Annotated in this window: 13 protein-coding genes and 1 pseudogene; all 14 read right to left on the bottom strand. The window is 40.2% G+C overall.

The window, feature by feature from the left end:
• Positions 1–1,489 (bottom strand): annotated as a pseudogene (locus KFE26_RS22560) (hypothetical protein); the annotation flags it as partial.
• A 1-nt stretch (position 1,490) separates the two neighbouring features.
• Entirely contained in the window at positions 1,491–1,790 is a 300-nt protein-coding gene (locus KFE26_RS22565; RefSeq protein ID WP_212601778.1) for a hypothetical protein, read from the bottom strand.
• Entirely contained in the window at positions 1,791–2,357 is a 567-nt protein-coding gene (locus KFE26_RS22570; protein WP_212601779.1) for a hypothetical protein, read from the bottom strand. It lies immediately after the preceding gene.
• 7 nt (positions 2,358–2,364) lie between these two features.
• Positions 2,365–2,784: a hypothetical protein gene (locus KFE26_RS22575; RefSeq protein ID WP_131525807.1), complete on the bottom strand. Its 420-nt coding sequence runs from the start codon at positions 2,782–2,784 to the stop codon at positions 2,365–2,367.
• Positions 2,771–3,298, bottom strand: coding sequence for a hypothetical protein (locus KFE26_RS22580; protein ID WP_212601780.1), 528 nt, complete (start codon positions 3,296–3,298; stop codon positions 2,771–2,773). Before KFE26_RS22580 ends, KFE26_RS22575 begins: the two co-directional genes overlap by 14 nt.
• A 37-nt stretch (positions 3,299–3,335) precedes the next feature.
• A complete protein-coding gene (locus KFE26_RS22585; protein ID WP_212601781.1) occupies positions 3,336–4,142 on the bottom strand; it encodes a type III secretion system protein in 807 nt (268 codons plus the stop codon).
• A gap of 14 nt (positions 4,143–4,156) precedes the next feature.
• Positions 4,157–5,200 carry a VspD gene (locus KFE26_RS22590; RefSeq protein ID WP_212601782.1) on the bottom strand — a complete coding sequence of 348 codons (1,044 nt, stop codon included), beginning with the start codon at positions 5,198–5,200 and terminating at the stop codon, positions 4,157–4,159.
• Positions 5,201–5,344: 144 nt separating this feature from the next.
• Complete coding sequence (locus KFE26_RS22595; RefSeq protein WP_212601783.1) at positions 5,345–6,547, bottom strand: hypothetical protein; 1,203 nt, start codon at positions 6,545–6,547, stop codon at positions 5,345–5,347.
• A 185-nt stretch (positions 6,548–6,732) separates the two neighbouring features.
• Entirely contained in the window at positions 6,733–7,224 is a 492-nt protein-coding gene (locus tag KFE26_RS22600) for a tol-pal system YbgF family protein (protein WP_131525802.1), read from the bottom strand.
• Between the two features lie 50 nt (positions 7,225–7,274).
• The gene (locus KFE26_RS22605; RefSeq protein WP_212601784.1) at positions 7,275–7,772 is read right to left on the bottom strand and encodes a regulator; all 498 of its coding nucleotides are present in this window, start codon (positions 7,770–7,772) and stop codon (positions 7,275–7,277) included.
• A complete protein-coding gene (locus tag KFE26_RS22610; RefSeq protein ID WP_212601785.1) occupies positions 7,759–8,304 on the bottom strand; it encodes a type III secretion protein in 546 nt (181 codons plus the stop codon). Before KFE26_RS22610 ends, KFE26_RS22605 begins: the two co-directional genes overlap by 14 nt.
• Positions 8,304–8,549 carry a type III secretion system inner rod subunit SctI gene (gene sctI / locus KFE26_RS22615; RefSeq protein WP_212601786.1) on the bottom strand — a complete coding sequence of 82 codons (246 nt, stop codon included), beginning with the start codon at positions 8,547–8,549 and terminating at the stop codon, positions 8,304–8,306. Before sctI ends, KFE26_RS22610 begins: the two co-directional genes overlap by 1 nt.
• Before the next feature lie 259 nt (positions 8,550–8,808).
• A complete protein-coding gene (locus tag KFE26_RS24110) occupies positions 8,809–9,102 on the bottom strand; it encodes a hypothetical protein (RefSeq protein ID WP_249195886.1) in 294 nt (97 codons plus the stop codon).
• A 781-nt stretch (positions 9,103–9,883) separates the two neighbouring features.
• Positions 9,884–11,302, bottom strand: coding sequence for a hypothetical protein (locus tag KFE26_RS22625; RefSeq protein WP_212601787.1), 1,419 nt, complete (start codon positions 11,300–11,302; stop codon positions 9,884–9,886).
• Positions 11,303–11,594: the final 292 nt, after the last annotated feature.

The following is an 11,594-nucleotide window of genomic DNA, read 5'->3' on the forward strand; positions in this document are numbered from 1 at the left end:
TTCCAAGATTACGTCTTGGCCCCTGAGTAAAATTGCTGCCTGTTTGGGCACCTTGAGTCAGGCTCACAGGTGTCGGTATATTCACCTCCCATTTACGGCCGGTGTAACCTTGTGCGCCATTCGCCTCTGCCACTGTTGCAGGCATCTCGTCCGTAGATATGTCATCAGCCTGTGGCGTTGTTGCGGTTTGATGCGTGTTGGTGGTCTGCCCCGCGACAGACGGACGATCTGCTGTTCCTACACTCGCCGTCGTACCCGCTATTGCTACAGGGACATCAATTTGAGCCCCATCATTACTCACATCCGCAACGGATGGCGTGGCATCTGCTACTGTTCCAAGATTACGTCTTGGCCCCTGAGTAAAATTGCTGCCTGTTTGGGCACCTTGAGTCAGGCTCACAGGTGTCGGTATATTCACTTCCCATTTACGGCCGGTGTAACCTTGTGCGCCATTCGCCTCCACCACTGTTGCAGGCATCTCGACTGTATTAGGCGTTTGCTCGCCTTGAGGGATAATGGCATAGGCAGTAGCCCCATCCTTCCCCGTTATTTCGACCATTTGGGCACAATTTGCTTCATTCTCAATGAGCAAGTTTATTAAGCTTGTTAACCTTGGGTCAACCTGCTCACCGTATCCAGAAATAAAGCGTTCCAGACGCTCTTGACGCTCATGTATTGGAATTTCGATAACGGTCACCTTGGCCGCATCAGCAAAAGCTTGGGTAGCACCATCTATTGAAGACTCCTGAGCAGATTGCGTGCCCATATGATTGCCATTTGACTCAGACGGTACATATGCCTCCCCTTGCGGTTCTATGTTCCCTACCTGACCACTCGGAGTGTTAATAAAGACATACCAACGGTTACTGAAGCTATTAACAGTATTGTAACAATTATTGAAGGTATCTCCCCTGCCGACTTCTTTATCATCAACTTCTTCCGCGGGATGAGGTAACTCAGCTAGTGGGATCTGAAAAGGGGGCCTAGTAGGCGACTCTTCATTATTTGCGGATTTAGCGGGTTCCAACGGAACTTTTTTCTTCTCTTGATCACCAACTATAAACTGTGATTCTGCATAAACAGACATCATCGCTGCATTAACATACGTCACTACAAATACTGGTGCTACTAGGCTTAATCCTAGGGTGAAAGGGGCTAGCACAGCCCCAATGGTCACGAGGCCAGTGAGGCCAGCCAAATGCAACATGGCCTTCGTCTCAGTACTGTATCGATTTGATGTTCTAGTACTTTGTTTTCGCTTTTGGGGCTTGGATTTAGAGTTAACCTCAGACTCTCCCGCCTCAGTGATCAACATGCTACGAGCAGAAGTTAACTCATCAGGAAGTTGAGGTTCCGCAGCTCCGAATATTGGCATCCTGACTTCAAGTAAAGAAGCTGAACGGGCTAAATTTCTAGGAAAAGCCTCATTGCCTAAGCGTGATAGCTCAGGTAAAGAGAGGCTTCGAGTCAATGCAGGAGTAAGTGCCATATTAAAATCTCATCGTTTCAATTAAATTAATACTTAAACGTCTCACATCATCTTCTGAATAATCTTGTTCGGCTATAGTGAGCGTGAGGAATCCATCAACTCGTATAAACACTCCCTTCATCGCTATTTCAAATTGCAAAATAAGCGCTAAGACAGCCTCTAAATTAATGACATGCACTAACTGGAAAAAAGGGAAAATTGGCAGCAATAGGTTATCTGGGTAATTTTTAAAAATAACCACCTCATTTTTTTCGAGGCGTTGTAAAAAATATTCAATATCGTCAGGAGGTGTAGGTTTCATTTACTTAGGATAAACCAATACAAGTTCATCAATACTCAACGTTCGTATTTCATCGATACTCAGACTAGTCTCAAAAATGGTACTAATCGTTGTCAGTGAAAGATCTTTTGGCAGTGAATTAAAACTCATCTGTAAGTAATCAAATTCAATCACCAATGTATCAATTGGTAACAATACTGCTATATTCATCTGCCCTATAATCAGCTGACACGTCATCAATAGAGGTAGTTCTAGCTCTTCAACCCCAAGACAAGACTTAAACTCAATGCCATACTGACTTAAGGCTTGAGCGACAATATAGGATATATAATCAGGCTCTAAATGTTTCAATTCTAAGCCAAGTAACCGTGCCGCCTCACCTACAGAAACATATAGATCAGTCTCAATACCCAAGTGTTTTAAATTAAGTAATATAAAATCTTGCGGTTGACGAGCTCTGTATATCGAACCCATTTCAATAGTAATGGATTGATTATTAAAACGTTGGCCAGCTAACAGATTGATCACTTTGCACCTTGCAGAATCAATCTCGTATCGAGGCATAAACATCACTTTCTCTTGTTTCATAGCTTCCTTATCGATTCCTAGATAAAAGTGCTAATACATCCCGACTCATCTGAAAATCTAATTCATCGATCCAATCGCGTATTCCCGTCGGAGTTTGACAAACAAATTCATAGAGTTGTTGATAGGCGTCCTTCGACGTCATTTCCTCAAAATCCACATTTTGTACTAGTGTTAGAATAAAAGTGATCTTATGAAACTGACTATCCAATATACCTTCTACCACTATTGCTTTGACTGTCGCCTCTGAATACTCTCGCAGCATAGAAAACCAATCTATTACCGCTTTTTTGTCGGCATATATTTCAACATCCGATAATCGATTCCAACTAAGACGTTCAGATTTCGCCTTTAATAACTGATAAGGATCGAGTGATTTCCCCTGTAAATGACAATGCGCGATGCGGCTATGACGATTATTTGAGGACATGTTCGATCGACTCTTGAGTATAGTAACGCCGACATAACACTAATAATGACAATAAACCATCTAAATTATGTTCATAAGCGACGAGTTGTTGCACTGTCTGGCTATTTGCATCCATATCTCCTACCGAAGATTTAAAGTCTGCAATATATTTTTTAAGCTGCTTTCTTAACGCTAACGGATATAAGTGCTCACAGTGTTCAGCCGCATGCAATATCCAACGTTGCGCATCGTTTAATGAGTGAGCATCTAGCACACTATCGGAAAACCCTTGCCAATCGCGCAATGCCTTGAGTTGATAACTATTGAGCTGCCGAGCGAATTGCTTCTGCTGATTGAGTGTTAACAACTTACGTTTCACTCTGAACAGGCGAGGATACTTCTTAGTCTTCTTGTCGACTTGCTTTATATCTTTAACTCGACGAGGTTGGCCATTATCACGCGTCTGCTGAGTTTTCGTGATATCCGAGATTTTTTCGGTGCGTTGTGTCATTGCAAAATAAACGGGTCTCAGCATAGTCAATCAGAGCGAGCTAGGCTCGCTCTGCTCCCTATTATCGGTTAGTCACTAAACTCGCCTTCGCCACAGCTTCAAGGATCTCATTCAACTTCACGGCTTCTGCCGTCAAGTCTTGAATGTATTGATCGAGCTGAGCATCAAACTTCTCTTTCAATTCTTTAGTCGCTAGGAGCAGTTCTTGACCCTTTACCTGCTCGGCATTTTGAATTTCATTAGCATTGCCCACCATGCTATCAGCCATTCCCCCCATATGAGTGACAGAGTTGTACTTAGCGGTACGCTGCTGCTGAAGACTCGCTGTGTATTTGTTCAACTCTTTTGGCGTTAAATCAGACACTTTCGCTGACTTATCGACATTCGTCACCTTGCCCGATTTGAGATCCGTTGTTTTTAATAACTTCACACCACCCACATCGTTAGCACCTTTATCAGCCATTTTAGATAAATGTTTATCCTTCAATGTCTTAGTCTGACCAATACGCACAGTTGCCGCCGTAGTCATCGCCATATTAACGACAGATGAGGCTAATGTAATACCGAAGCGCTGCTTGGCATCTCCACATTTATCTTGTGCGAGCTTAGTAGCCAGCGCTGATGTTGCCATCGCTTCACCAATACGGTTCATCATGACTTGATTACGTAGCTGGTGAGAAGCACCAATGATTTGCGTCAAGAGTGCGAGTAAATCAGCCATCGACATTGTGCCTTTATTGGCTACATTTAATGAGTTTTCATAACCACACCATACTTTTTGATCTATCGGCTTTTGATTATTTACAGATGTAGTATCTTCTGACATTGTCAATGGTAGCGACAACGTATTCATTAGTATTGAATTCATAACTTAACTTCCTTTTACATATTGATAGAACGGATCTGCTTAGTGTACTCACGTTGATCGCTCTCAACTTTGAAGAGCGAATCAAATGCAGCACCTAATGCTCGCAATGCTTGGCTTAGCAGCATCAACATTTGCTGAATACGCGTATCTAACTCCTCTTGGTTTGCTTTGGCAATTTCAAGATCCTTCGTAATATCAGCCGATTTAATGGCATATCCACTACTGACAACAGAAGAAGTACTTGAGCTAATCGTAGTTACCTGGCCAATTTTCGCGGTCAATTTTTCACCACCAGGAGCAAAAGATTTGATCTTTTCGATCAAGGGTTCAATTAACTTCATGATCTTATTAACCGTATTTTGAATCTTGGTAGATATGGTACTGAATGACTTAAAAGTGTTGAGTACATCAACTGCTTTATCAACCATAGTAGCGACTTTTGCCGCGCCACTGGCGACCGCTTTACCCGCACTTGCCAGAAAATTCCCGGGATTAAAGCTGACGATCATGCCGATTACGCCAATCGCGATCTCCAAACCCATAGACACATAGCCACGGATTTCTTCAGAAACTCCAGCGGCTTCCATGAGCTTATCAACGATTTTAGGCACTACAATCGCAGCAATCATGACACCTATCATCACAGCGGCCATCACAGGGTTAAATGGTGCCATGATAATTGCAGCTAGAAAGCCGAAAGCCATGGCAACCTTGCCCCAAATACCTTGGCTCTTCTGGGCTTGCTTCTGTTCTTCAATTTGTGCCATTCGCTCATTAATGGCATTGATCTGAGTATTTTTTTGAAGCTCAATCAGCGTCAACTTCATTTGAGTATTTTCTTTAGTTGTACCAGATACCGCCTCTGCAACTAATTTCATAGACTCACGCACCAAACGCCAAAGTTGACTATCGGACACGCCGATAGCATTACCCGGCAAGGGCTGATTCGGCTTCACCGATTTTGTCGCTTCGGTGCTTTGAGGTTGCCCGCTGCCGACAAGATCATCAACTACGCCAATAAAACTTGGCGTAGCGATGGTATTAATCAATATACTCATAATTACTTCCTTTCATCAGAAAATACTGGGAATAGCGGCACAGCTACTGTCAATTATTATCAACAGAGTTTGCACAGCAAAAGTCTCGCTAAGCGAACAGCATGCCCAGTGTTCATGCTTCTAACTTTGCAACTAACGAACAATTTAATAAGCGCGAGCAGACGCTAAAACATTATCCCGCATAATTGACAACCAATACTTTAAAGTCTCGAACAAGGCTTTTACTTGATCGCCAATATCGTTCATGCGTTTTGTTTCATCTTCAGTCAACGAGCGAGCAGGAAAATTGGCAGCAATATCGTCAAGAGCTGGAGAATCAATACTTTGAGTACCTACGTAATCCATTTGTAAAATTGGGCCGCTTGATGATGAAATGCTTTCAGGATTCCATGGACTATGCGCAAATAAAAACACTAAAGCTGACGGAATACGTGGGTCAGTACTCAGACCTGGTTCCAGCTTAGTGATAAAAGCATTAAGATCGCTAAAGGACCCCGTCAGGCACATCTCTACGTCGCTCTGACTCATATTCGGATTCATCTTTAGAGCTTCACTCAATATAAATAGACGCAGCATAGGGCTATACTCATTACACGTTTTTATCCAGCCTGAATCATTTAAATAATTATCCTTAATTTGTGTAAAGAGCGAATCCGAACCTCCCGCTGCATCAAAAACCTTGAAGGCCTCATCAAGTAATGATCCATCAGGTAAGGTTTGAGCGCGAAGGCTGTTATATAATTTACGAGAGACATCGGCTAACGTTGCGGCATCATAACCTTCATGGTACCCGTGACTACCACTTCCTGTATTCTCCAAAAGATGGGCAATATCCAACTTATTATCTGCATACCAATTCTCAAGCCCATATTTAGCGGGATCTTGCATGATCTCGAGTAGCATTACCTGAAATAGATTCTCAAGTTCTTCAGGCGTCAGCCCTTCTTTTGTGATATCTTGCATCATTAAAAGCAATGCAGCCTCAAACATAGCACTACCACCATCAGTCCAAGCTTTTAACTGTTCAAGTTGTTTACCATAAGCTTCAATGCTTCCGGCCAATGCACCAGCAATTGCTGCTTCAGGATTTTGGATTGATATCATCGACAACACCATTTCCTTTTGATGCGAAAGGATCATAGAAAGAGCTTGCGCTGACACAGGATTACTCACATTGTGCAAAAGTGCCTTATCTAACTTGTCATTTAACTGATCAGCTATCTTAATCACTCGATCCATCTCGTTTAGCACGGACTTTCGTTCAGACTGACTTAGTTCAGGCTGGAGTGAGTTATTTCTATCAACATTTATCGAACTTGTTAACGCCCATGAATTCATCGCTATCATTTATAAAGTCTCTAAAATTTAAGAAGCCTGTAACACTAAGGTACAGACAGGAAATAGCCTCTAATCACCAGGTAGAACTATTATGATGAATAAGAAACTCTAAACTTGTATCTTAATAAAAATAAACAGTCACAAGGAATGGCATTGAATTTATTTCACCTAATTACTACTAACACCACTAACCACTACGCAGGTAAATAAGGATGAAGTTGTAACTTAAGATAATGATATCGCTTCAAATAAAATTCATTTAAGTTCTCAGCTTTCACTATTATTAACGTAACACAAGCCTCTGTATATTCCTTCAACTTATAATGACACAATGAAATATTGAGAATGGTTTCATCCAAGTCATTAGTTGGAAATGTTTTTAATATATTCAACACTTCCAGTGCCTTTTTAAACTGACCCTTTTCCAAGAGTATTGCTGCTAAGCAGCCTGGCCCCCGGTGATCATATGGATTCAATCCAATATAAGCAGAAAATATAATCTCAGCTTCTTTAAACTGGAAATCAGTATAAAACTTAACGCCTAACTCATAAATTGATTTTAACTGAGTTATTGTGATTTTCTGCGACTTACGCATAGCGGCAATATCTTGCTCAATCACAGTACCGCTTAGCAGTTCAAAAAAGTCATCACAGGTTTCACCGGGCCGTATCACATGTTTTTTCATCTTTCTTCAATCCAAGTTTAACTGTTTTTTACGCTACTCTGAGCTTAAGACTAAGTGTTTAATACAGAGAGTTCGATACTGGCATCAATTGCAACTTGGGCAATAAACACGCCAAGTCTTGCTGAGTCGCGCACGGCGAATACCGATGCAGGCACTGATACGCCGAGTCTCATCGACCAAATGATGGCATGACGCGGATTATGCTCCGCCAACAATGCCAGCCCCAATTTTTGGGGACACATGCTTGTCGTACCCTCCGGTTCCAGTTCAATTCCCAGCGTGTTAGACCAGAGATATTGCCTTTGATTAAGGCACTGCTGGCTCAGTAGCCAAGACCGATCACAAGCGTAATGTTTACGTGCTTGATACATAACAGCACGACCTAACACTTGCACTAGCTGAGTAATTTTTGACCGCCTGGGAGTAAACCAAATTTGTACTTCACGCTCGGTAAGCGATGTGAGCACATTATATTCATCCGGAGATAGTCGCCGATTAACCAACAAATAATGCAAGTAAGTTTGATGTAGCTTTTTATACTTTTTCATTACCCGTATTCTGAAAGAAATAACTAACCGTTAATGTGTCTAACTCTGAAACCACCCCTTTCAAGAAGCGCTCAATATTCGATTTATTTTCAACATCAATTTCATCAAAGCTGAAAATAATCACTGAAACACGCTTATTTTTTTCACCCGTAACAACTACACTCGTCCGCAATACATTGGGGATAACACTGATCTTGTTATATATCTCACGGCTCTCGAGTAAGTTTCCTTTCACTATCTCTAGCTTACTCAAGCTGGCAAATTTCGACTCTAGCAAGTCATTGAGGTCTTCTCTTTCAAAATAGAAATTGAATTTTGTTAACACCTCCCTCGCCTGAGCTAAATTATCTTTATCTACATAGACAAGATGTCGATCTTTATTGATCGATAAGGAAGCGGAAACCTGATATCGAGCGAGTAAAACAACGACCTTATTCGCAGCATCAGCAGAATCGAAATTTGCCACTTCTGCACTACCCTGTTCATTACATCCAAAGAGTACAAGAAACACTATCCAGTACAACTTTTTCATTACTGAGCCTTCATAACATCATTAATCGCAGTCGCAGATTTAGAGGCAATTTTTGTCACAGTCTCCTGAAACATGCTGTAGTGAAATACTGATTGCTGTAATGCTAACGTGTCCTGCAAGGTAATTGTTTTTCCATCATTTATCTTCTGTAAATTGTCCATAATTTCTTGAAAACCCTCACCAATATTATTAAAGGTATCTTCAAATACAGAAGGTTGTATCGCTTGTACATTAAGATCTACCATTATTTTAAACAGCTCCTTTAAATCATTACGCTTTAGAATGGTCGGTATTTAATCGCTATCATGGTTAGCAAGCAAATGAACAAATCGGAATCATAATGAAAATTTACGAATAACGAAATTAAATAATAATTTCAACAATTTATCGTGAAGATATAGCATAGGGTTTAATCAGAACTGACGCACGTTCACTCTATGCCTTTAGCTTTAAACGCTTAACATGCTGACAAGACCACTTAATAACGAGTCTCTGTTGATGGTCTTAAAACTCTTTTCTAACAACACTTGCTTTTATCCATTGGGACACATCGCCGGTCTTTTTATCAAAATCCGTATCTAAACATCGAGCGTTCGAAATATAATCGCTACCACGACTAATACCTAACCCGTGATATCCAAATACGCGCGCTTCAAAAAAGAGCTTATTAACCTCATTTTTTGTACTTTTTGCTAAAGGCTCAATCCCTTTTCTTCGCTGCATAATGTCATCCTGCTTATCAAAAGACGCTAATGTTTCTCTGTCAGCACTTTCACATGCCATCATTTTTATTTTCACGCCGACTTTAGCCTTCTGTCTCAACAGACTGTTGATTTCGCCGATCACATCCGCTATCGGCTTACTCCTACTGTCGCACCTTACCGTCTCGTACAAATGTGGTCGGCCAGCTTCGCCATGGCCTATGACATAAATATTCTCAATGCTCTTATTCTGCAAGATTTTTGGATCGACGACCTCAAATCGATTAATGGCTTGGTACTCTCCAAGCCTTTTTACTTCTAATGGAAAAGCATCATGAACATTTTTAACTCCTACAGATTTAATATAGGGAGTAATTTTTTATCGTAGGAAGCACCATTTTTTAAACGTACCTGCAATTCTTTATCTTTGAATTCATTTTAGGTAGCGGCTCTTTTCCCTTAAGTACTCGAGAAGTATTAATCCCCATGGCTTGAATAACCATATCCTCGTTGCTAAATGGGCTATAAATAACGCTATTATAAATATGATGAACACGCGTTACATTGCCTTAAAAATCATTTACCTCGTTTTCAGCGCCTTGTAATACCTGCGGAGTAGATGATACTGAAGCGGAAGTTATCCGCTGAGAAGATAATAAGGGCATAGATACCTTGTTATAATTGAATTAACTAAAAACTGTATTATCCATCTTGACTAATTAACTACAGCAATACTATTCCTGAAACCTTGTGTAAATAACTGAATAGAAATTTTTAAAAGGTATTATCTCAAAACAGTACTCATTAAAAAAGCCACTTTAAAAAGTGGCTTTTAGCTGAACGTTTAACACATTATCACCATCAATATCATAGACCTCTTATTCTCTATGATAAGTCGTCGCCATCAGGTTTGAGATTCTTTGATCTGCCTCGGCGATAACATTCCTTAAGCTCCCGTATATCTCATTACTATTCATAATGTCTGAATGCGGACTCAATATTCCCCTGTTAATTAGCATGTTGCCTATATAAGCGCCTTGTATAACTTCAGGTAAACTGTGATGTACAGGCTGCTTAACGCTATCTCCAACCAGATGATCTAAGCACACATTAAGAACCTGTTCAAAATTAAATTCTTTATTTGTGGCTAGGCAGTGTTTGGCTGTTTGTATAGTGTAGTGCAGAGCATTACCTGAGACACCAGCCGTAAAACCTTCCATATCCGCACGACTATGGTTATCTAAATTCAGGTTCACAGCTAAATCGAGTATATCTTGCCCAAGTACAGCAAGATTATTTTGATACATAGTCTCGTTTGGCCTAAAATCAAAATGCAGTCCACCAGAAGCGAGTAATTCCTCATTAAAATAACCCTTAAAGCCACTCTGCTCAAATTTACCAGGATCAACTGGGGTGCGCATAATCCCTTGCAATCCCCCGCCAAAAAGCTGGCCTAGCGTTACCGACTCTCCTTTCTCATTGGTAAATACTTTTATTGCATAAGTCTCATGCTGATTAGCACTGGGTCTATCTAGAAGGTTACGAGGAAAACCTAATTGTTCGACTAATATTTTATTATTCTTCACTTCAGTATCTGTCTTTACTACCGCAGCATCTCCCGGAAATTCGAGCACAAAATTCTCAGGCTTAAGTAGCTTGTTTGTATAAAGATTATTGCCTTTCGCATCAGCTAAAGCATCTTTAGCCAACCTTTCAAACAGTTTTTGTTCTTCACTTCTATTTAGTTTTTCATTATTAGATAGCTTACTTCTAATAGAGTATAAATCTTTGCTTAGTTCGTCAGGTCTACTTGTCATAAATCCATCAAAGCAAATGGATAAACGTGAATAAATTTCTGCTTGGTGGATAGGACTAAATTGAGCAGATGTCACCTTAATAGCTTCATTTTGATCACACTGCAGAAAATTTTTCACGAACATCTTTTTCCCGCTTAGATCAACATCTGCTGCGGTATTAAGAACACTACTTAGCCCAGAAGCTATCGCATCAAGTGCACGCTCTGAAGCAGAACTCTTACTACTTCTCAAATTATTATCAATTAAAAATGAGAAAATTTCTTTTCCGCTTTTAAGATGTGGCACTTCTTTAGAATAAGGCTTTGGAGTAAAAAGTTTTGGATTTGGAGTTGATATATTTATATTTGGACTCGAAATAGACTCATGTAGAGTATGAGTAACGCGATTGATATCAAGATGACAATCATTTTTATCAATTTTGATTTTCGAATCCAATGGTGCACTGATTGTTGTTAGTTTCACAAAACTATCTATAGCCATAATTATTTCCCTGTACTTAAATATAAAATTGAACAGCCAAACTATTCTCTTTCACCGTAATCTTCACGAGATTAATCCTGTAAAATCCTGTAAAATCCTTCTATTAGTGATTAACTCCAAGCTCTAACAACGATCAATGCTAGCTATATGCTATATCCGAAAAATACCACTACAAGACAGCAAACATCTAATCTAAATTTATCTACAAATTGCTTAAACTTCAGTATGTTGGCAGTGACTTATTCGATTTAAATATAATATTACTGACTCTTATGCCCATCTCAGTCCACAC

Source organism: Shewanella sp. M16 (genome assembly GCF_018224605.1).
Taxonomy (GTDB): domain Bacteria; phylum Pseudomonadota; class Gammaproteobacteria; order Enterobacterales; family Shewanellaceae; genus Shewanella; species Shewanella oncorhynchi.